The organism is Neptuniibacter sp. QD34_54, from assembly GCF_047778055.1.
Lineage (GTDB): Bacteria > Pseudomonadota > Gammaproteobacteria > Pseudomonadales > Balneatricaceae > Neptuniibacter.
On the sequence record NZ_CP180546.1, the window covers coordinates 2,126,853 to 2,149,745 of the forward strand.

Consider the following 22,893-nt stretch of genomic DNA (forward strand, 5'->3'; position numbering starts at 1 on the left):
GCATGCGAGATCCCAAGACTTTATTACAGGGCATAAGAAAGCAGTTTCCCATTTTAGATCAAACAGTTAATGGAAACTCTTTAATCTATTTAGACAATGCTGCTACAACTCAAAAGCCGCAATGTGTCATAGATTCTGTCTCAGATTATTATCAGCAGAGCAACGCTAATGTTCACCGCGCAAGTCATGCGCTCAGCGCGGATGCGACACTGCTTTTTGAGTCTGCTCGCAGCACCGTTGCTCGCTATCTAAATGCCCGTAGTGAAAAAGAGATCATCTGGACACGGGGTACAACAGAGGGGATCAACCTAGTTGCCAACAGCTGGGGACAGCAGTTAAAAGCTGGCGACGAGATCATCTTAAGTACACTGGAACATCACGCTAATATCGTTCCTTGGCAGATGCTTGCTCAGCGAAATGGTGTTGTTCTAAAAATCATTCCGCTCTTAGACAATGGCGAGTTAGATCTAGAGCAATTTGAAAAACTACTTTCCAATAAAACCCGCTTAGTTGCGGTAACTCATGCATCTAATGCATTGGGCACGATCAACCCTGTGAAGCGCATTGTAGAGTTAGCTCATCAGGCTGGCGCGCTAGTGCTTATCGACGGCGCCCAGGCTCTGCCTCATCTTAAAGTAGACCTTCAAGATCTCGATGCTGATTTTTACCTGTTTTCTGGGCATAAAGTTTTCGCTCCGACAGGTATTGGCGCTCTCTACGGGAAGGAAGAACTTTTAGCTGCCATGCCTCCGTGGCAAGGCGGGGGTGAGATGATCAAACACGTGAGTTTTGATCAAACGACTTATAACGATCTGCCTTTCAAGTTTGAAGCAGGCACACCAAATATCAGTGCCACCATCGGTTTAGCAACCGCTCTGAACTGGTTATCTAGTTTTGATCGATCATTACTGGAACAACACGAACAACATTTGCTTAAAACAGCTATCGATGGCTGTTCTCAAATCAAAGGGTTTAATCGTATTGGTTCAGCATCTGAGTGTGTCAGTTTGTTATCTTTCACACTGACCGACCAACATCAGCAAGATATTGGCCTGCTGTTAGATCAACAAGGTATTGCTGTCCGTACAGGGCATCATTGCGCAATGCCTCTAATGCAGAGGCTAGGCTTACCGGGTACGACACGAGCATCTTTCGCTTTTTATAATACTGAAGCGGAAGTGAACCATTTCATTCAGACACTGGATTCGATTACTCGCCCTACGACTGTGGCTGTTGAATCAAACTCATCGCCAGAATCCTTGATCGATAAGCTTAAAGGTATCTCAGGCTGGAATGCTCGTTACAGAGAGATAATGCTGCTTGGGAAATCTGCTAAAGGCCTTCCCCAACAGTTAAAAACAGACGAACACCTCGTTAAAGGCTGTGAAAGTAATACTTGGCTGGTCATTAATAAAGAGCCCAACGGTACGTTAACCTTTGCTACTGACTCAGATGCCCGTATTATTCGTGGATTACTGGTATTGGTTGAAACCGCTTTCAACCATAAAACAGCGGATCAGATCTGCGCTTTTGATGTCGACGGTTTGTTTAAGCAACTAGAACTTGATCGTCATCTAAGCCCATCACGTGGTAACGGACTGCGTGCTGTCATCGACAAAATTTATCAGTTTGCCCAACAAGCAAACTAAGACAACTGAATTCCTTTTGGAGCAACAATGAGCAACTTTACTGACGTTTCTTACCTAAACACCGTATTTGGTAATGAACAAGGCAACCTTGAGAACCCAAATTGGGAAAAAGCTGGCAAGCAATTACACCTAATCAAAGAAGAGCTAGCTGAATTAGTTGAAGGACTCGAAAACAAAGATACCTCTGAAATCCGTGATGCTGTAGCAGATATCCTTGTTGTGACTTACGGTATGGCCCACATCATGGGTATTGATGCCGACAAAGATATGGCTGCTGTTCAAGCGAGCAACCTATCTAAGCTGTGCAAGACACAAGACGAAGTTGACCAAACATTGGCTTTTTACCAAAATGAAAAGCAACTGGATGTATACGTAGGCGGTGAACTACCTGAAGCTTACATCAAATCCTCCAAGGATCAGGAAGGCAGCGACGGTAAATTCTACCCGGCTCACAAATTCCTAAAATCTATCAACTGGCATGAACCTAAACTGGACTAATTATGCCTACATACGATTATCGCATTGAAGCGACTGGTGATGTGGTTGAAGTGAAGCACACTATGGCTCTTACCCCTAAGACTTGGGGTGAGCTATGTATTCTCGCTAATCTAGACCCACAAGAGATCCCTGAAGACTCGGAAGTTACAAAACTTTTATCAACCGCAGGGGTTGTAAAAAGTTCGACGCTCAAAAACCCTGAAGCTCCTCCATGCATGAGTGGTGGCGGCTGTCCAAGTGGTGGCTGCGGTTTTTGACAGCCATAGTAAGGTGAGTGATAGTAGATAATACGAGTCACTCACTTTTTCAAAGGCTGGATGCCAAACTATGCTTTCAGGGCAAACACCAGAACGACAAACAATTCTGAATTGGGCCAAACAAGGCCATATTAAACCAGACGAAGTAGAGCGTGCTTTAGCGCTTACCCAAGCCTCCCCAAGCAACAATCAGTGGTTAGCTTTCACGGCAAAGCTACTTCTCTGGCTTAGCGCTGTAGCACTTGCTGCGGGCGTTATTTTCTTTTTTGCCTTCAATTGGCAATCTATTTCTAATTTAATCAAGTTTGCAACGCTTCAAAGCACTATTGTGCTTGCAGGCATAGTCTATTCACGATTAGACCATTATAGTATTTCTGGTATCAGCTGTATCACGCTGATTACTTTATTAACTGGAGCACTACTGGCTCTTGTAGGTCAAAGCTATCAAACCGGTGCCGACCCTTGGCAGCTTTTTGCAATCTGGGCAGTATTCACTCTTCCCTGGGCTATTATTCATCGCGCAAGCACGGTCTGGGTGATCTTTATCACCTTGGTCAATCTCGCACTCTATCTCTATTCCGAAACCTTCCGTGGACTATTTGGCTTCTTGTTTAGAAGTGAAGATCTGACCAGTATCTTTTTAGCCATCAATACCGCGTTTATTTTGATTTTGGAGTTCGGGTATAGATTTAAGCAATGTCTTATTAAGAATCGCTTTGCTATTCAAATTTCCCTCTTCTTCGCTGGGTCGCTGGCAACTTGGTTAGCAATGTGGTCCATCTTTGATTTTGATGATTTTCATTGGGGCGGTCTCTTCTATCTGATCTGGATCTCTATCGCTTTCTACTACTATCGCCACTGCCAACTAGATCTATTTGTTCTCTCCGGGGTAGCCACCAGCCTTATTATCACTGCAAGCTCCTTGCTGATTAAAACCTTTGGTGATGCATTCGATGGTGGTGCATTTTTGGTTATCAGTTTGGCAATTATCGGCATGTCCACGGCAGCAGGAATTTGGCTAAAGAATCTATACCAAGTTCAAAAACAGCAAAGGAGTGCTCAAGATGACTAATTCAGATCAAGCACTTTGGCAGAAACTACAAACCGAAGGGATAGTCACTGCGGATCAACCAGAAGAGCACCCGAGCCAATCAGCATGGTTTATCCATCTGATGCAAGGCTTCTCTGGTTGGTTAGCAGCTTTGTTTATGCTTGGCTTTGTTGGCAGCATATTCGGATGGTTGTTCCGTTATGATAACCATATTCTTCTGATGGTCGCTGGACTCGGCTGTTCCATTGGCGCCTATACCATCTATCGTCACAGTGGCGAGTCCCCTTTCTACAATCAATTAGCTTTAGCTATCAGTATTTGCGGCCAATTTATGTTTGGCTGGGGTTTATTTGAATTTCTCGGAGATAATGAAGTTACGGTTTTTCTGGCGCTAGCGATCTACCAAGCGGTCCTAGCCCTTGTAATGCCGAGTTTCCTTCATAGAGTCATCTCGAGTTGGTTTGCCATGATCGCTCTATTCTGGGGTTTAAACCGCCAAGGTATACATGGACTAGATAGTGCTGTAGCCGCCCTCGCTTTTACATTGATCTGGTGTAAAGAACAGCAATGGCTGAAGTGGCATAAGTTTCTGATTCCTATCAGCTACGGTATGGCTATCTCACTATTACAGTTTAGTGGTCATTCGCTGTTACAAAATGAACTCTCATTTCTCTACAAGATCAGTGATGTAGGCTTTCTGCAACTTAACGGCCCTCTGATTGGCTCGATTGCACAAATAGCCACTTTCGCATTTCTACTGGCTTATATATTCAAAGAGCAACAAGTTACAAAAGACAGTAAAAACATTGCCGGCTATTTAGCCCTAATTATTATCATGGCCGCTACCTCATTTACGATTACCGGTTTACCTGCTGCACTCTTATTATTGTTAATCGGCTTTCATAGACAGCAACGCACCCTGCTAGGCTTGGGCCTAGTTGCATTAATTAGTTTTGTATCTTGGTATTACTACAACCTTCAGGAAACCTTACTGGTTAAATCAATCTATTTAGTGGGTTTAGGTACGGTAGCGGTAGCCAGTTACCTTCTCCTGAGCAAGATCTATCTACCAAAGAAGAAAATAGGCCTTAGCCATGTTGCTCAAATGAACCGAGCTAAATGGGGCGCATTACTCACTGCATTACTCTTGCTAATAGCGGTAAATATTAATATCTACCAAAAAGAGACCTTATTGGCTGAAGGCAAAACCGTTTTATTAGAGCTTGCGCCTGTAGATCCTCGCTCCTTGATGCAAGGTGATTACATGCGACTTAGATTCCAAATAACCAATGAAGCATTTAATCGTTCACTTAAGGACGTCCCTGCTGATGGATTTCTTTTAGTTAAGTTAGATGACAATCATAAGGCTAGTTTTTTGCAGCTTTTAACCCGCTCAGAAAAGGATATAGAACTCGCATCGAACCAAGCTATTCTTCAATACCGTATTCGCAATAGCCGAGTACAATTTGCAACCAATGCTTTTTTCTTCCAAGAAGGTACAGCGGAAAGATATGAAGCGGCAAAATACGGTATGTTCAAAACAGATGATAGTGGAGAGCTACTGTTGTATGCCTTAGTTGATGAATCACTCGAAGTAATAGGCACTAATAGCCCTTAATTTTTTCAATAAATTAGGTACTTTATTTGAAAAAACAGGAAGCTATCAGGGTTAAACTAAGACTTAGGCTTTCAGGGATTGAAAATTTACCCTAGACTTACTAAAGGAAACTACGGGGAAGGATTATGAACACCAAAATTAATCTACTTGTCGCGAGTATTGCTTTAACTGCAGGTATCGCAACGCCATTAACTGCTGTTGCCGAAGATAAGCAATATACGTGCTCCTACACGCATGCCAGTTACACCGCTCCATTTATGAAAGCACCGAAGACACGCAACTGCCCGCAAGGCCGCTGCAGCTATTCAATCGTAATCAAAAACGGCTCTGCTGTAGTAAACGGTGTTGCAGGTTTTAGCGTTGAACAGTCTGATGAACAGATCAAGTTAAGCAGAACCGCAAAGGATCCAGTTATGGGTGGTATGGACACAACTAACTTGACCATTAATAAATCAGATATGAGTTTTCAGAGTGTTAAGACGACAACGCCTTCTGTTGTTTTGACAACCCAAGGTAGCTGCTCCTAAAACTCGGGCATTTAATCAAACTGACCTTAAGTAATCATCCCTAGTTGTAGCCATTTATGAATCTTAATGACGTCCGTTTGTTTATTCAGGTTATTGAGCACAATGGATTTACCGCAGCCGCGGATAAATTAGGCATTCAAAAATCGACTATTAGCCGACGCATTACTCAACTAGAAGATGACTTAGGTTTAAGACTTTTACAACGTACGACTCGTAAGTTAAACCTCACAGCTGACGGCCAAAACTTCTACGAACGCTGCCTCCCCCTTTTTTCTGAACTAGAAGATATCGAGAATCACGTAACCTCCACCCAAGGTGAACCCAAGGGTAGGTTACGCATTACCATGCCGCCTGAAATTGGGATATTCATTATGAATGATCTCATCTCCAGTTTTATGGAGAAGTACCCGCTCATTCAGATCGATATAGAGCTCAGCCCTCGCGTCGTCGATCTTGTCCAAGAAGGTATCGACTTAGCACTGCGTGTAGGAAATTTAGATGACTCGAGCCTCGTAGGGCGTAAGATCGCCAATGCGTCTTCTAAGTTATATGCCAGCCAAGCCTATATAGATCGATTTGGTGAACCACTAACTCCAGACGATTTAAAAGAACATCAATGTATCGGCACTCATCTAAACTCCAATGAATGGGTCTTTGAAAACTGGAATGAAGGTAAAGCGGTTTCCATTAACTTCCGTTTACGTGCGAATAGCTTGAGCTTCAGCCTGGAGATGCTTAAACGTAATTTGGGGATTGCTCGCTTACCGAAAGCGTTCTGCATTGATGAACTTGAGTCAGGGGAGATAAAAGAAGTATTAGCCGATTATAAGGTGCCTACTGTAGGTATCCACGCGCTCTACCCTAGCCGTAAAAACCTAAATCCTAAGGTCCGTTTATTCCTAGACCATGTTGTTGAAAATCTAAAAGCCCATCCTTGGCTTAAATAGCTACTTAAGCAGCTGATTCCCACTCAGGCGGTTTACCATTAAACAGCGCTAGTAAAGTATCTATGCCTGCCATATCAATAGCATTTTTATGCGTAATCATAATTGTAGGTATCTGGCTAAACTGATCATCGAGCACCTCGAGATTTAGATCTTTTGCATACCTCGACTCTTCTGCCACCTTCCTAGGTACTAAGGTGAAACCCAAACCCACAGCCACACAACCCAAAATCCCTTCTTGAGTTCCCATATCTAACACCTCAGTGTCTAATCTGCCGTTATCACGTAGCCAATTTAGAGCCTTATCTCTGTACGCACAGCCTTGTCTGAACATGATTAACGAGTCTGGAACATCCACTCCTTTCGCAGTGGCCAAAACCAGCTCTTCCATTAACACCTGACGACAAACAAGATCCTTGTGCTGTACAGGCCCACCGACAAAGGCACAATCCAGTTTGTAATTAAGAACAGCTTCAATTAATTGACCACTGGTTTCTGTTTGAACTCTAGGTAACAGATTAGGGTGTTTTTTTCGTAGGGATTGGATCAGGCCAGGCATACGAACAGCGGCGAAGGATTCCATAGAACCAATCCTAATCTCCCCTGTCGCTTCTCCTACTTGTTTAACAGCGATACTGGCTTGATGTTCTAACTGTAGCAGTTGGTTAGCGTAATCCATCAAGGTATAACCGGTAGGCGTCAGCTCAAGTTTGCGCCCTTTACGATAAAACAGGGGCGAACCTATCTCTTCTTCCAACCTTTTGATTCGTGCGGTGACGTTAGATTGAACAGTATGTAGCTCTTTTGATGCCGCTTGAACGCCACCGAATTCAACCACGTATTTAAAGGTTTTGAGTGAAAGAAGTTCCATAAACTACCCTGCTCTCCCAATGATTAGTTCATCAGAAGTGAATGACTAACTTGAAAGCGTCATTATATGAGATATATCGAACACAAGATATTGAGATAAACCCTAAATAGTTTAACTGCCCAACAAGATAACTTTATTCACCTTAAGCTTTGGATTTAGCCTTGGGTTTGGCTTTCCTTCTACGTGTTTTCTTATAAGCAGGTTTTGGCTGTTGTTTGATATTACGTAGCAGTTGCACATCCATACTGCTCGCCTTCTGAATCATCAAAGAGATCTCATCAGTCAAAGGCTGCATAAATGTTTGATAATTTAACTTCTGCTCACTGATATCATTCAATGAAGCCTCCCAACGAGCTGTCATATCAGGCTTGCTCGCGTTATCTGGGAGGCTATTAATTAGCGCTCTGCCTGTTTCGGTACTCCGAATAGTTTTACCCTGACGCTGTAAGAAACCGCGTTTAAAGAGCAATTCGATGATACCTGCTCTTGTCGCTTCGGTGCCCAAGCCATCGGTTTCCTTAAGCACCTTTTTAACATCAGTATCTTCAACAAAGCGCGCAATACCTGTCATGGCTGCTAAAAGCGTGGCATCGGTAAAAGGTTTAGGTGGCTGGGTTTCTTTAGCTATAACCTCTCCTTGCTCACAGTAGAGCGTCTGTCCAACAGAGAGATTAGGAAGTTGTACTTGATCGTCTTCGCCCTCTTTTTTACCAAACAGGACCTTCCAGCCGACATCGAGCACTTGTTTAGCTGAAGCAGTAAACCTCCCCCCTTCAATCAACACCTCGACTCTCGTTTCTGAATAGCGATGATCTGGCATAAACTGGATCAGATACTGCCTAGCCACGAGCTCATACACCTGCTGCTCTGTTTTATTCAGGCGAGTGAAATCTAAAGTTTTACTAGTCGGAATAATCGCATGATGGGCTTCAACTTTACGATCGTTCCAAGCCTTGCCTTTTTTGTTTAAGTCAATCAGGCTTTGATGCGGTTGAAACTGCGGACAATGCTTAAAGACAGCCGAAGATACTTTAGCGCCCTCAGCAAAATGCCCTTGGGGTAAGTAGCGACAGTCTGAACGCGGATAAGTAATTAGCTTATGTTTTTCATACAAGCTTTGGCAGGTATCTAAAACTTGCTGAGCATTTAAACCAAAACGTTTATTCGCATCAATTTGCAACGCAGATAAATTGTAAGGGAGTGGAGCCCCAGCCTTTTTAGGCTTTTTATCTACTGCAGTTACTTCGCCCGGTTTAGCTGTAATCCGCCCAGCAACGTTTTCCGCTAATGGTCTAGAGAGTACTCGCCCTTCTTCATCCTGCCATTTTTGACAAGCTTCACTCGGCTGCCATTTAGCTTTAAATCTATCTTCGGTATCTGTCTTGAGATGAGCTAGGACTTCATAAAATGGTTTTGCTTTGAAGTCATCGATCGCCTGATCACGTCTTACCACCAATCCCAGTACCGGTGTCTGCACCCTTCCAACTGATAAAACCCCTTGATAGCCTGCTGATTGCCCTTGCAACGTATATGCACGAGTTAGATTAATACCGTAAAGCCAATCTGCTCGACTCCGTGCCAAAGCTGATACAGAAAGAGGAATAAATTCACGGTTATCTCTTAACTGCGCAATCGCTTTTTTCACAGCACTTGGGTTGAGGTCGCTGATCAGGCAGCGTTTCATGCTTTGGCGCTTATACTGGGGCAGTTTCAGAAAGTCGATTACTTCATCAACCAACAGCTGCCCCTCACGATCAGGATCTCCTGCATGAACAAGCTCTTCAGCCTCTTTACAGAGTTTTCTTAGTAACGCTATCTGCTTACTGGTTTTTGGCTTGGCCTGCATCTTCCATTCAGAAGGGACAATGGGAAGGTGCTGTAGGTTCCATTGTTTAAACCGCGGGTCATATTCACTCGGTTCAGCCAATTCCAAAAGATGACCGAAACACCAACTAACCACATCACCATTTGCGGCACGAATACAACCATCTTCTTTTTTTAATGGCTTAGGCAACACATCTGCAATGGCCCTACCTAAACTTGGCTTTTCGGCTATGAATAAACGCATACTCAAAGTACTGTATATAAAAACAGCTCAAGAGTAATCTAAACACTCCTGTCATTCCAGAAAAAACAGCTACGCTTATGTATATTCACCGAAATTTGCAGTGGTGTGTTCAGAGCATGCGGAAATTTACACTTCGATTTTGTTTACCTTGGCTGGTCGGCCTAATCGTCACCGCATGTGCATTTGTTACTACTGGATGGCTGGTTAAATTAGATCACAATATCCATGATCAACAAGATAAAGCGCAGGTTGAAGCTAGAATCAATTATCTCACTTCGCGCATTCAGCTCGCGCTGGATGACAACCTCATCATTATCGAAGCTTTGGAATCACTACTTTTGCTACAAAACGATATAGATGAAAACGACTTTCAGGTTTTGGCCACACGGTTTTTGTCCACTAGAACAACCATTCGACAAGCTCAATTGGCTCCCGATGCAATCGTTAAGTACATTTACCCCATCATTGATGGCAATAAAGTGATTGGATTAAACCTACGAAAAATCCCCGAACAAAGAGAAGTCGTGGAGCGATCTATAGCGATGAAAGAGATGATCATGGCAGGTCCATTAGATCTAATTCAAGGAGGAAGAGGAGTCATTGCCAGACAACCCCTTTACAACCGAGAAGATACAGAAACTAAATTCTGGGGGTTCATTACCCTCATCATAGATTTAGATCGAATATTCAAAGAGACTGGGTTAGCTTTAAGCGATGAACTTGCAACTTATGCTATCCGTGGAAGTGACGCCAAAGGCAAGCAAGGGGACGTATTTTTCGGTTCTACATCAGTATTTGAAGATGAATACCTTAGCGGCTTCATAGAAGTACCCGGTGGTTTTTGGCAACTTTCAGCGCGACTTGATAATGATGAGCATGTGCATGGCGTACCGATGTCATATTTAACTGGTTGGGCAACCCTAGGCTCTCTGATTCTCGGTTTACTCAGCGGTTTTACGTGCAGCCTATTAAACAAAACTTATCAACGCTCGATTAGTGACCCCCTTACATCACTCTTTAATAGGCAGCATTTCAGAGAACTAGCAGATACAGAAATACATCGAGCACAAAGATATCAACTACCTTTATCGATCATCATGATCGACTTAGATTTTTTTAAGCAGATTAATGATAACTATGGCCATCAAGCAGGAGATTATGTGCTTCAAAAGTCGGCCAAGATAATCGAATCAATGTTAAGAGTTGGAGATATTGCAGCACGTTATGGTGGCGAAGAGTTTATTGTTTTGTTACCTCACAGCGACGAGGCTGATGCCCAAGCTTGCGCTGAAAGAATTAGAAAAGCACTGAATACAAAAGTAAAGCTGCGAGGCTCATACCATGCGCTTTCTGCAAGTCTAGGCTGCGCCACCTTGGATTCAAGTTATGCTAATTACGACCAGCTAGTCAGCGGTGCCGACGATGCCCTTTTCTTAGCTAAAGACCGCGGTCGAAATATAGTCATTACCGCTAAGCAGCTTTAGCACTTTCAGATCCACTTTTTATAGAAGCTTTAAAGGCTCTTCATCTAGCAACGCCAATTGCTCACGCAGTTGCAAAATATGCTCACCCCAATAACGCTCCGTATTAAACCAACTAAAGCTATGAGGAAATGCTGGATCTTCCCAGCGGCGACCCAGCCATGCGCTGTAGTGCATAATTCGCAAACTACGCAGAACTTCAATCAAACGCAGCTCTTTGAGTTTAAAATCGTAAAACTCATTGTAGCCATCTACTATTTCAGACAACTGCTGTGTCTGTTCATGCCGATCGCCAGAAAGCAGCATCCAAATATCCTGCATAGCAGGAGCCATACGGGCATCATCGAAATCGACAAAATGAGGGGCATCATCACGCCATAGCATATTGCCTGAATGACAATCACCATGAACACGAATATGTTCTATCTCACCACAAGCTTTTAAGATCTCATCTACACCTTGCAGAAGATCTCTAGCAACGGAATCGTAAGCTGGTTTAAGTTCAGCCGGTATAAAGCGCTCACTTAAGAATGCAACGCTGTCATGACCAAATGTTTGGCTGGTCAAAGTCGGACGATGGGCGAAATCTTTCGAAGCGCCCACTAAATGCATGCGGCCCAATAAACGGCCTAGAGTAAAAAGATTATCAAGGTTATCGAGTTCAGGAGCATGCCCTCCTCTACGCGGAAACAGCGCGAACATAAACCCTTCATAATCAAACAGGGTTTCTCCCTTTTCATTTCGCCAAGGCGTAACTGCAGGTAGAGACTGCTCAGCTAAATCGAAACTAAATTCATGCTCTTCTAAAATTTGTTCTCGGCTCCAACGCTGCGGGCGATAGAACTTAGCAATCATCGGTTCTTGATCCTCTATGCCCACCTGATAGACACGGTTCTCGTAGCTATTCAGAGGAAATGTACGACCATCACACCAATGCCCTTGGCTCTCGACTGCATCCATCAAAAAAGATGGCGTTAACCGTTCAAAAGGGTGTGTTAGGTCATGTTCAGACATAAAAAATCCAGCTATAAAATAATTGCAGGTGCAGGGTACGCTTTAGCCCATAGGTGAACAAGTCATATTCCTAATAGATTTGCCTTATTTTTCGTTATTTTTTAAATAGTAGCGTTAACTTTTGTTATAGTTCCCAAATAATCAACAGAAGTATTACGAGTAAGTTATGGCAGGTTCACTTAAAGATCAGTTGCTAAATATGGGACTGGTTGACCAGAAAAAAGCGAAGCAAGCAGATACTGAAAAGCGTAAACAAAACAAGAAAGCTAAAAAGGCACGCAAATCAGGCCAGCAAGTTGTTGATACGCAAGCAGAGAAAAAGCAGGCGCTAGAAGAACAGCGTAAAGCTAAGCAAGAACATGATCGTGAACTAAATCGTCAACGCGACGAAGAGCGCCGCAACAAAGAGATCGAAGCGCAATGCCGTCAGATGATCATACAGCAACAGATCGAACTGCCAGAAGGTGCCGAAGTAAGTTACAACTTTGTATACGATAATAAAGTTAAAACTATGTATGTTACTTCGCTTATTCAAGGACAACTGTTCCGTGGTCAAGTAGCGATCGCTGTTTTAGATGAGAAGTTCTATTTGATCCCAGATAAATTTGCAGAAAAGATTGAACAACGTCTGCCAAATTACGTTATTCGCGTTCAGCCGGAAGAAGAACCAGAAGAAGATGATCCGTACGCGGATTATAAGATTCCAGACGACCTGATGTGGTAATTCCGCACATCAAAAGCGTCTTCATGTAGTAAGGGAAACGCATGTCACAGGGTTTTTTCGAGCAATTTTTGGTCATTTTGTGTTGTGCCGTTGTTGCCACAACCCTGTTTCGGCGTATCAAACTCCCTCCTCTCCTTGCTTACTTAAGTGTTGGCGCTATCGTAGGCCCTTATAGTTTAGGGGTCATCAAAGACACCCATAGCATAGAGCTACTCAGTGAGCTTGGGGTTGTTTTTTTACTCTTTATGCTCGGCTTAGAATTTTCTGTCTCTCGTATGTTTGCCATGCGAAAGGCTGTATTTGGGCTGGGTAGTTTACAGGTAATCATCACCGCAGCCTGCTTGATGGCTGTCTGTAATATTTTTGGCCTTCCACAAACTACCTCTTTAGTCATCGCCGGTGCACTCGCCCTATCGTCTACAGCGATTGTAAGTCGCGAGCTCATCCAGCGAGATGAACTCAACAGCCCTCACGGTCAACTTTCAGTTGGTACATTAATCTTCCAAGACTTAGCGGCTGTATTCTTCCTGATCGTTGTCCCAACACTCAGTAGTTCAGCAACAGAAATTGACAGTGCCGAAATAGCGTTGATGCTACTTGAGGGCTCAACACTACTCATTATCCTATTACTGGTTGGCCATATTGTGATGCCATTGCTGTTCCATGAATCAGCACGTAGCGGCTCCAGCGATGTGTTTGTTCTTACTACACTGGCTGCTGCCCTTTTGGCCGCTTGGATTACTCACGCTGCAGGTTTATCGATGGCCCTCGGTGGATTCTTAGCAGGAATGATGTTGGGTGAGAGTCGTTACAGGTATCAATTAGAAGCAGATATACGGCCGTTCAGAGATGTACTCTTGGGACTATTCTTTGTTTCTGTAGGGATGCAATTAGATCTGTCTGCTCTAATTGATAGCTGGTATTGGATTATCCTGTTCAGTGTCAGCTTAATCCTATTAAAGACTTTTATTATCACTCTACTCGGTACATTGCTACATAAAGACCCAGTAAATGCCTTAAGAGCGGGTTTGAGCCTTAGCCAAGGGGGTGAATTCGGTTTTGCTCTATTAGCTTTAGCCTTAGGTAACAATCTTATTGAACCTGATATCAATACCATCGTAGTCTCGACGATTATCATCAGTATGATTGTGACCCCAATTTTGATGAACCACACATATAGTCTCAGCCGCTGGCTGCACAAAGATGATCCAATTGAATCAAAACAACAAAAATTACCTGACGCTAGCCAACTGAATCCGCATAACCTAGACAAACATGTGATTATTTGTGGCTTCGGCCGTGTAGGGCAAATTATCGCGCGCTTTTTGGACCAAGCAAACATTCCTTACATCGTCGTAGATAATGATCCAGTGAGAGTTATGGAGGCTGCTACCGCTGGTGAACACATCTGTTTTGGTGATGCTAAACGTGATGATGTCATGGCGGCGGTTGGTGCTGATCGTGCTCGGATGTTGATTCTCAGTTTTCCAGAAGCCGAAACAGCGATGCAAGCACTCAAGCATATCCGCACACGCTTTGTGACGCTGCCTATATTGGTCAGAACACGCGATGATTCTCAGATAGAAGCATTCCAGAAAGCAGGAGCAACCGAAATCATTCCGGAAGCATTGGAAGGTAGTTTAATGATGGTATCCCATGTGTTATCGATGCTGGGTATCAACCATCAACAGATTGAACAGCAAATCAATCAAGTGCGCGCCGAAAGGTACAACCTCCTACATGGCTACTATCACGGCCAGCATTCCGAAAAAATTGATAGTACAGGCCGTATGAAAGAGATACTGCATCCCGTTCAAATTGAAAATAACTGTAAGTCGATCGGTAAAACTTTACGAGATATACCTTTATCCAAACACCAAGTCTCTGTTGCAATGATCCGTCGTGGCGATCACTCAGAGCACAACCCAAGTGGAGATACTCATATCCAACAGGGCGATATCATTATCCTTCAAGGGCCTAATGATAAAATTGAAATAGCTGAATCGATCATCCAAGATGGCAAGTAGTTTTTACTTCTTCCCTCTACCCTTTAGATGAAACAATTTCATCACCTGCGCTTTTTATTAAAGTCTCTTAACAAAACGTCGATAACCCTCTTATATTTAGTAGTACAACTAAAACAATGGGATCATTTGATCCTTTTTTGTCTGTGGAGGAAAACACCGTGCAAGTTCTATTAAGCAGCCAAGCAGCCTACTCTCAGGTTCGCCAGGAAACACTGGTTACGGGCGGGTTTGCTGATGGTAAAGATAGCAACGGTCGTTCTGCATCTGCGGCAGATAAGTTAGTAGCCAAATTAGCAGAAAACATTCCGGGCATGAGCGTGTCAGAGATGAAAAGTCTCGACGCAAATGACTACTCGCCGGAAAAAGTTGCATCACGTATCTCCGACTTTGTAGCACAAGGCCTTGAACAAGCCCGTGCCCGCGGAGCGTCTGATGCTGACCTAGATCGTATGTATAAAGCGGCCGTTTCAGGTGTAGAAAAAGGCTTTAAAGAAGCAACTGAGATTCTAGAAGATCTCAATATGTTAACCCCTGATATCTCCGCAACAATCGAGCAAACAAAAGATCTGACGTTCGAAGCGCTGGCCGGCCTTGCGCCTACCAACGAAACAGCGTCCACACGCCAGACTTCTATCTCTGCTGCTGAACGTTATTCAAAAGCTGAATCTTTCTCCCTTGATGTTATGACACAGGAAGGAGACAAAGTTTCTATTCGTTTCAACAGTGAAGCTAGTCAAACAGCCTCTTTAGGCGCCTACTCTGACGGTAATAGTAGCGCTGTATCTTTCGGCCTTGAGCGTAGCGCCAGCAGTAGCTATAGCTTTAGCGTTGAGGGCGACCTTAACGAAGACGAGTTAGACGCGCTGACAACCCTAATTCAGGATATCAATCTTATTGCCGAAGACTTCTTCAGCGGTGATGTTCAAGACGCTTTTGAACAAGCAGCTGAATTTGAAATGGACAAATCCGAGTTGATGAACTTGAATGTAACTATGACTCAATCAGCAAGTTACTCAGCGGTAGCTGCTTATGAGCAAGTTCAACAACTAGATAACCCATTAGGCAATAATGGCCGCCACTTAGGCCAGATGATGAACAACTTTGACAACTTGGTTGCTAATCCGGCCATGGCGTTCTTAGAAGACAGTTCATTATTCGGGGTAGATCTATTGGACAGCTTGATTCATCAAGATATCCGCTACAAAAATGCTGATGAAGAATCCCAGAGCAAACTGGATGATAACTTCGGTCTTTTGCGTGACCTTATGACCCGGTTTGATCAGGACGACGCAGACGATTAACCCCCCTTCTTAATCGCTGCGATACTTTAAACCGGCCTACTTAGGCCGGTTTTTTTATACGCTTAAAAATAAAAAAGGCTAATGAACGACATTAGCCTTTTCAAATCACAAGATGTTTAATCTTTTTATACTGTCTGCATCAGCGCTTGTTTTAGCTCTTCCTCAGCTTGAGTAATAGCCTTCTCAGCTTCTTGACGCATACGACGACCTTCTTCGTAGTGCTTAAGCGTATTGTTTAGCGTATCGATAGTGATTTGGTTCACCTCTTTCAAGGTATCCAGATCTAAAATACCACGCTGGTAATTTTCCGCGATCTGCTCTTCTAGGCTTTGTAGCTTTTGAGCATTTTGCAGGTACTGTTGGTTGGTGTAATCCTTAACTGTACGCGTAACCTTGAGCGCTTTCTCTTTCTCATAGTTAGAGATCGCAATAAGGAACTGACGCTTCCATAGAGGGATAGTGTTATGGATGATATCTTGAATATCTTCCATCAACATTTTGTTACCCTCTTGAGACAATCGGATTTGAGGTGCAGTTTGCAACGCAGCTAGGCGCGCTTGTTTTAAGTTATGCAGGCGTTTTTCTAGGCGACCTGTTGCTTGCTGTAGATCTCGTAGTTTTTGACTATCTACTGGATCACCACTGGTCTCAGCCAACTTACTTAGCTCAGGAATCTGCTCGTTATTCAGTCGATCAAGCGTGATTTGACCCGCTTCTAAGTAGATATCTAACTGTTGCAGCAAGTTTAAGTTTTCATCATACAAACCATCTAGCTGAACAATATCTTTCTCAAGACGATGACCTTGGGCATTTAGTTTTTGTTCTAATTCATCTAAACGGCCTTTAACCGAATCAAAACCTTTTACAAACTTACCGAAAGTTTGGAAAAGCTCACCGATAAGAGGTAAACGCGAGAGGAATGAATCAGGTTTAATATCTTCAAAGCGCGAGCTCTTCATCTGAGTCACCATCGCTTCTAGGATATCTCCCGCTTCTCCAGTATCTTTAGTACGGACTTGCTCTAACACCTGATCTGAAAAAGCGGTGATGCTTTCCATCGCCTCTTTGCCAAAGGTAATTGTCGCCATAGAGTCTAAGGGGTCATAATCCTGCGAAATGGCAACCGCACGTTGCTGCTGCTCTTCAGTCATTTGACTCGGTTCGAACTTCTCGATTTGAGTGCTTATTTCCTGTGTCATGCTGGCTCCCTCTCTACCCGCACACTGCTGTGACGAGTCCATAGTGCTTCAAATTCAGCGGCAAATGCCGATACGATTTCTTGATTGTCCGTCAGCGTTAAGTTCTCTTGATTACGATCGCTTGCTGAACGCGTCCAATTAAAACTTCCATTCAGTAGTCTCACCCCATCAAACAGGGCAAATTTATGGTGCATGTGCCATGGGCTCGTGTCCAAAAGCACATCCACTCCTTTATGCATTAGATAGTCGATATCGCTACCTAAATCGTTCGCTTTATCCTGATCTGTAAGGATACGAACCTTAATTCCTCGTTTATGTGCAGCTAGAATAGCGTCACGTAGCGGCTGATCGGTAATTGTGAAAACACAGATATCTATAGATTTCTGACTACGTTTTATCTCCTGTTGAATCAGAGATCTACAATCGTCTCCCGGCGAAAAAGCTGCCTGAGTTCTGATTGGCGCTGATTTACCCGTGTTGTCTAGTGTCTTCACAACCTTGTCTAACCAATTCAGAGAAGCGATCTCAATTAAGCCATTTTCAGCAGAATTCTTGGCAATTGAAAAAGCTTTATTACGCGTAAACGATTGCAGTTCTGGTTGATCTGCGAGTTCCTCAATCAACTCTCGAAGTTCAACTCTTTCGTCTGAGGAGAGACGTTGGTCCTCAAAGCTATCAACCAGCATTTTCTCAATATCCATTTGAGTAATCATATTTCCTCTAGCTCCTCTGCGGCTTCAATTTCCTTAGTTGCACGCATCATTGCCCAAGCGATCAGGCGAATGTTCCGATTCACATCAACCATCTGGTTGACCATTCGATCGCCGGCATCTTCTCCCTCACCCGCCTCTAAGGATCGAGTAAAGCGCTGCTTAATGGTGTCCCAACGCTCTTCAGACTCATCATCTAAAATGCCTCTCAGTTCAGCCAATTTAAGCAGGTTTTCTTCAGCGCCATGAGTCAGGGTTTGTGCCTCACCAATGTAGTGATCATTAATAAGTGTCTCCAGCTCATCATCGGTCATGACCGACACCACCTTTTCGGCAAGCTTGTTCATATTTCGGTAACTACCCTGAAGCTTGAAAGGTGGTTCTATACGATACTGCTCGGCGGTTGCAGCTGAAGCGATATATTGCTGGTTTACAGTGAGTACAACTTGCTGAACCTTAAGCATCTTCTCTAGCACAGCTACAATTTCGGAAGCTTCTGCTGAAGAATAACTATGTTCTAAATCAGAAAGCGGGATATTTTGCCCACGTGCCATATCTACGAGTTTGTAGAGGTCTTGTAGATTTCTATTGGCCAGCGGAGCCAACACTCTGTTAGAGGTTAAAGAGTTTTCAATGTACGAAAGCTCGAATGCATCACGCTGATCAGATAGCATATCACCGAGGTTATAAATATCTGCTCGGTTAGCTAGCATGTCTGGAATTTTGAACACATCCCCAGATTCGGTATAAGGGTTACCCGCCATAACGATTGAGAACTTTCGACCACGCATATCGTAAGTTTTAGTAACACCGTTCCAAACACCGTCAATTCGACGAGTACCATCACTTAAGGAGATAAATTTCTGCAAGAATTCAGGATTGGTATGCTGAATATCATCTAGATACAGCATCACGTTATTACCCATTTCCAGCGCAAGGTTAATTTTATTAACCTCATTTGCAGCGGTTGCGTTTGGTGCATCATTTGGATCTAGTGATACAACATCATGGCCTAAAGAAGGGCAATTGATCTTCATAAATACCAAGCCCAACTTACCGGCGATATATTCGATCAATGTGGTTTTACCGTAACCCGGGGGAGATATAAGTAGTAACATCCCCATCTGGTCAGTTCGACGATCATCGCCGGTTGTACCCATCTGCTTAGCAAAGTTATCGCCCATCAATTTTAGATAGGATTCACTGATCAACTTGTTACGCACAAAAGAGGTTAGCGGCCTAGCGACAAACTCTTGTATGCGCATCGTCTCTCTTTGCTTTTCTAACATCTCTTGACGTTGAGAAAGGTATTTTTCGTATGCAGGTACGACCGTTTCAATGTGGTGACGACAGCGATCTAACCAATCATTGATGGTCTCGCTCCACTTACCCTCTTCAACGCGAAGGTGTTCACCTAACAAGCCGTTTACCTTGATACTCAAAGAGAAATCGACAGGGGTTAGATGGATGCTACTGTCAGATAAGGCTGCAATTAAAGCGGCCTCTGTAACAAACTCAATACCCTCTTTATGATGTTCACAGTAGGCTTCAACCCAAAGTAAGTGATCCTGATATTGTTCTGCTAGGCTTTCTTGGTTTTTACGCCAATCTAATCCATGCCTGAATGCTAAGTAATTTTCTGCAAGTTCGGCGGCATCACGGCTAACAGAGACCTGCTGATCTAAGCCAAACTGATACATCAAATATTCAAGCGCTTGTTTCGCTAGTATTGGACATTCACAAACTTGAGCTTGGTAATTTTCTAACAGCACATCAAATGCACTATCTGAACCCAACTCTTTTTGCATTAGCAAGGCTGAACGGCATTGTTTCTTAAGTGCATCAGCTGCACTGTTATCTAGCCCTGCGATAAACAGTAAACCCGTTGTACGTATTTGCTGGCTAAACCTTAATAAACCAGCATCGGCGTACACCGGCATAATAGCCTTGAGTAATGTCCCTGCATCTTTGTCATGTACACCTTTTACATAGCCCTCTCGATAACGAGGGGCTGCAAACTTATCAACTAAAGGCTGCAATTCATTTTCACTTGCGGCTTTGACTAGAAGATCCAGTGACAAACCAGATTGCTTTGATTCTGCCGAAGTTAAAATAAGATAAGCCAGATACTCCGCTCGGTAGACTTCATTACTTTCCGAGCTAACATCCATCGCCGCGTATTTACGTAAACGCAGAAACTCATCATCAACGACCGGTTGGTAAAAATCAGTCCCCGTTAGGTGTAAATTAAGACCATCATCTCGATCGACTAAGGTGAGTTCTAAAGGCTGTTGATTGACGCTAAATTTGTGTCGGCCAAGTCGTAAGATATCGCCGCCCTGCTCAAAGATATCTTGATTATCTCGGAGTGAACGTAAAGATTGATCCTGCAGCGCTTTGATGCGACCACTTAATTCATCAGCTTTGACGCTATCACCAAGCTCCTGAACGTCTTTGCACAATTGGCGATATTTCTGCACCATCGCATCTGCTGCAAAATAGCTGTTCAGGTCGTCAAGTTCTGCAAATTTACCTACACGCTTTTGGATACTTTTCAACGTGATTTGAGCTGCTTGGCTAATATTTTCAACACGTTTTTGTCGAGCAGATAAAAGCTGCTGCTTCTGTGCTTCAAAGGCTGCTTGAACTTCGTCCCTTCTGTTATAGATCTCAGCCAGATACTGATCGAATTCAGCAAATCGACTTTCAAGCTTATCTACGATCCCCATTAAGCGTGCAAGCTGATCATCACAGGCTTCCGGTGTATCAACTTGGCCGAGAGCAGATGTCATCGCCTGGGTAAGGAGTTTAAGCTGTGATGCAAATTCAGCTTTAGCTTCGCCATCTCTTAATTCGGAACGACGATTACGTAAACGCGCTTCGGTAGCGTTTAACCGCGCCATCACCTCAGTCGTGAGATCAAGGATTTTTGTCGTGCTAGTAGGATCATCAGTTTCAATATCTGAAACTTCTTGGTTGACCAGATTAAGATCTCTTCGAATCTTACCGGCATCTTCAGCTAAAAGGTCTAATGCAGCTGTTTTTTCAGTTTCTGGAAGCGCTAAATCCAATTTATCGATGCGCTTTAGATAAGGTTGGTAAGCTTTCTCTTGTTGTAAAAGCTCTAGTAACTTAGCGTTCAAGCCACTTCTAGCTTCTTCTAACGCAACTTCCATTTCATCAAGCTGGCTGGCGTTGACATAACGCATTTCACGCAGGCTAATGACGTGGCCAAGCTGCGATTTAGTCTCGTCTAGTAATTCGATCAGATCGGTTGTGCTATCCGACGGAACTAACTTAATTCTGCCTAGGAGATCATGCTGCTTCTGAGCTTGCTCTTGGGTTTGTTGTTTCGCTTGTTTCTGCAGTGTTCGGACTTTAGCGAACTCATCAATGATCTGTTCAGCCGTGGTCGCTAATTCAGATAGTTTTTGGTCAACACCCTGAGTTTCTGTATCCGTTAACCAATGATATTGATCGACTGCTGCACCACAGTGAGTTACCAAAGCTTCATAAAGCGTTTGACTAACTTCTGTCGTTTTGGTCATTTGAATGACCGAGTTCAATTCAGAAATACCTTTCACTAACTCGGCATTCCCTAAATTGCGATAAAAACCTTCACCACCCTCTTGTCGCGATGCTTCATAAAGATCGGCACTCATGAAAGGCGTCTGCCAAATACGCATAGGGTGGGTTTTACTGGCTTCAGCATTATCACTGACACGGAAAACCAGCATGCGTCCGTCAGGATATAAACTGTAACCATGACTATATACAGGTGGAGATACCGATTTTTCTATCAGGTTATATTGATATTGTAGGTAAGCGCCGTGTTGTGGATCGAAGAAAATGTAAAACGCATCTTCACCATTAGGGGCATGAATATCATGGAAGAATTGCATCCCACTCCAATCATCTTGGAAGAGTTTTAATTCTCCGTTCGCCAAAGCGTAACCATTGGCAAATAACAGACCGTGATCCTCAGGTAGCAACTTACAGCATTGGCCTATGGAATCGACCCGTTGCACCTTTTCAGTCAGGCTGTCGTAAACAAAATATCGGTAATCTTTCTCACGGTTTGGTCTGATACGTAGCAGAATAAAACTAGATACTTCTGCGTAACTTATCTCGGCATCAGCAACTGTTTGATGAGGATCTTCGACAGGCTCAGAATAGATCCCTCGCCCTTCTTGAGTGTTGTTCTCAAGCTTTACCGTCAAATCACCGCCAACACACTCAACAAAGATACGATCATTAATCGAAACATGAGGATAATCGCCAGTTATATGGTCCTTACGCCCTGTTTCCAGCCAAACGACATCAAGCTGATTTCCAACGCCATCTAACTCTTTATGACCTTGATCGTCTACATATTCGATCGCACCACTATTTTTAAGCTGCCAACGATAAACCTTGCGATCTTCTGGACGACTACCTATCTGGAAAACGACAAATAACCAAAAATCCCTGCGGCTAATTTGAACTAATTTTGCATCACTGTAGTAACGGAACAGCTCGTTAAAGGAATGAACAAAGCGGGGATCATCAAGAAAAGAATCTGCTAAAGGCCCACTATCAATCCGAAACTGTCCATCAGTTTCAGATAGGCGGTAAAGTCCCAGAACATCTTTGACTTCGGGCGCAGCTTTAAGCCCGACAAATACCTGATAGCCAAAGAGTAACTGATCGTTGACCTGTGCCATATCGACAGGAAGACAGTTATTTTGGGTATGAACATTAACCTTGCCGACCAACTCAGTACTGGACGCACCAAATGCCTCCTGACGAGCCTTATTTAATTGATCAACTAACCCTTTTAGTTCAGCCCCTTGGCTGGCTAAGCGCGCTTTTAAGATTTCATAAGCACCGCCCGATTCAACGGCCTGGTTCAAAACGTCCTGATTCTGATCCATCAAACTTTCCCTACAGTGACCTCTAGTCCAAAGAACAAAGC

17 protein-coding genes are annotated in these 22,893 nt (G+C 43.6%); 11 read left to right on the top strand and 6 right to left on the bottom strand.

The features are described from left to right. Positions 1-2 precede the first annotated feature (2 nt). The 7 genes from ACMXYP_RS09715 (at position 3) to ACMXYP_RS09745 (ending at position 6,547) form a co-directional block, all read left to right on the top strand. A complete protein-coding gene (locus tag ACMXYP_RS09715; RefSeq protein ID WP_415881442.1) occupies positions 3-1,649 on the top strand; it encodes a SufS family cysteine desulfurase in 1,647 nt (548 codons plus the stop codon). Positions 1,650-1,676: 27 nt separating this feature from the next. Continuing rightward, positions 1,677-2,147: a nucleoside triphosphate pyrophosphohydrolase family protein gene (locus tag ACMXYP_RS09720; protein ID WP_415881443.1), complete on the top strand. Its 471-nt coding sequence runs from the start codon at positions 1,677-1,679 to the stop codon at positions 2,145-2,147. Positions 2,148-2,149: 2 nt separating this feature from the next. Beyond that, positions 2,150-2,404: a zinc ribbon domain-containing protein gene (locus ACMXYP_RS09725; RefSeq protein WP_415881444.1), complete on the top strand. Its 255-nt coding sequence runs from the start codon at positions 2,150-2,152 to the stop codon at positions 2,402-2,404. 70 nt (positions 2,405-2,474) lie between these two features. Further along, positions 2,475-3,476: a DUF2157 domain-containing protein gene (locus ACMXYP_RS09730; RefSeq protein WP_415881445.1), complete on the top strand. Its 1,002-nt coding sequence runs from the start codon at positions 2,475-2,477 to the stop codon at positions 3,474-3,476. After that, on the top strand, positions 3,469-5,073 hold the full coding sequence (locus ACMXYP_RS09735; protein WP_415881446.1) for a GDYXXLXY domain-containing protein: 1,605 nt from the start codon (positions 3,469-3,471) through the stop codon (positions 5,071-5,073). Before ACMXYP_RS09730 ends, ACMXYP_RS09735 begins: the two co-directional genes overlap by 8 nt. A gap of 125 nt (positions 5,074-5,198) precedes the next feature. Beyond that, entirely contained in the window at positions 5,199-5,600 is a 402-nt protein-coding gene (locus ACMXYP_RS09740) for a hypothetical protein (RefSeq protein ID WP_415881447.1), read from the top strand. A gap of 56 nt (positions 5,601-5,656) precedes the next feature. Next, positions 5,657-6,547: a LysR substrate-binding domain-containing protein gene (locus ACMXYP_RS09745; RefSeq protein ID WP_415881448.1), complete on the top strand. Its 891-nt coding sequence runs from the start codon at positions 5,657-5,659 to the stop codon at positions 6,545-6,547. A gap of 4 nt (positions 6,548-6,551) precedes the next feature. Here ACMXYP_RS09745 and ACMXYP_RS09750 read toward each other — a convergent pair whose 3' ends face one another. Together ACMXYP_RS09750 and ACMXYP_RS09755 are read right to left on the bottom strand one after the other, a co-directional pair. After that, positions 6,552-7,415, bottom strand: a complete 864-nt coding sequence (locus tag ACMXYP_RS09750; RefSeq protein ID WP_415881449.1) for a LysR substrate-binding domain-containing protein — start codon at positions 7,413-7,415, stop codon at positions 6,552-6,554. A 142-nt stretch (positions 7,416-7,557) separates the two neighbouring features. Further along, positions 7,558-9,483, bottom strand: a complete 1,926-nt coding sequence (locus ACMXYP_RS09755) for a DNA topoisomerase III (protein WP_415881450.1) — start codon at positions 9,481-9,483, stop codon at positions 7,558-7,560. 77 nt (positions 9,484-9,560) lie between these two features. Between ACMXYP_RS09755 and ACMXYP_RS09760 the strand changes: the two genes are divergently transcribed. Next, positions 9,561-10,967 carry a diguanylate cyclase gene (locus tag ACMXYP_RS09760; protein WP_415881451.1) on the top strand — a complete coding sequence of 469 codons (1,407 nt, stop codon included), beginning with the start codon at positions 9,561-9,563 and terminating at the stop codon, positions 10,965-10,967. A gap of 18 nt (positions 10,968-10,985) precedes the next feature. On the opposite strand, the gene ACMXYP_RS09765 is transcribed toward ACMXYP_RS09760, so the two are convergent. After that, entirely contained in the window at positions 10,986-11,978 is a 993-nt protein-coding gene (locus ACMXYP_RS09765; RefSeq protein ID WP_415881452.1) for a serine/threonine protein kinase, read from the bottom strand. A 166-nt stretch (positions 11,979-12,144) separates the two neighbouring features. Here ACMXYP_RS09765 and ACMXYP_RS09770 point away from each other — a divergent pair, with 166 nt between their 5' ends. The 3 genes from ACMXYP_RS09770 to ACMXYP_RS09780 all read left to right on the top strand — a co-directional run bounded on the left by ACMXYP_RS09770 (position 12,145) and on the right by ACMXYP_RS09780 (position 16,030). Next, positions 12,145-12,702, top strand: coding sequence for a DUF2058 domain-containing protein (locus ACMXYP_RS09770; protein ID WP_415881453.1), 558 nt, complete (start codon positions 12,145-12,147; stop codon positions 12,700-12,702). A 41-nt stretch (positions 12,703-12,743) separates the two neighbouring features. Then, positions 12,744-14,729, top strand: a complete 1,986-nt coding sequence (locus tag ACMXYP_RS09775) for a cation:proton antiporter (RefSeq protein ID WP_415881454.1) — start codon at positions 12,744-12,746, stop codon at positions 14,727-14,729. A 158-nt stretch (positions 14,730-14,887) separates the two neighbouring features. After that, entirely contained in the window at positions 14,888-16,030 is a 1,143-nt protein-coding gene (locus ACMXYP_RS09780; RefSeq protein WP_415881455.1) for a DUF5610 domain-containing protein, read from the top strand. 125 nt (positions 16,031-16,155) lie between these two features. Here ACMXYP_RS09780 and ACMXYP_RS09785 read toward each other — a convergent pair whose 3' ends face one another. Genes ACMXYP_RS09785 through ACMXYP_RS09795 form a run of 3 tightly spaced genes read right to left on the bottom strand, consistent with a single transcriptional unit; the run spans position 16,156 to position 22,852 of the window. Continuing rightward, the gene (locus tag ACMXYP_RS09785) at positions 16,156-17,229 is read right to left on the bottom strand and encodes a toxic anion resistance protein (RefSeq protein WP_415881456.1); all 1,074 of its coding nucleotides are present in this window, start codon (positions 17,227-17,229) and stop codon (positions 16,156-16,158) included. Continuing rightward, positions 17,226-17,942, bottom strand: coding sequence for a phospholipase D-like domain-containing protein (locus tag ACMXYP_RS09790; RefSeq protein WP_415881457.1), 717 nt, complete (start codon positions 17,940-17,942; stop codon positions 17,226-17,228). Before ACMXYP_RS09790 ends, ACMXYP_RS09785 begins: the two co-directional genes overlap by 4 nt. Then, positions 17,939-22,852: a DNA repair ATPase gene (locus tag ACMXYP_RS09795; protein WP_415881458.1), complete on the bottom strand. Its 4,914-nt coding sequence runs from the start codon at positions 22,850-22,852 to the stop codon at positions 17,939-17,941. Before ACMXYP_RS09795 ends, ACMXYP_RS09790 begins: the two co-directional genes overlap by 4 nt. Between the last annotated feature and the right edge of the window lie 41 nt (positions 22,853-22,893).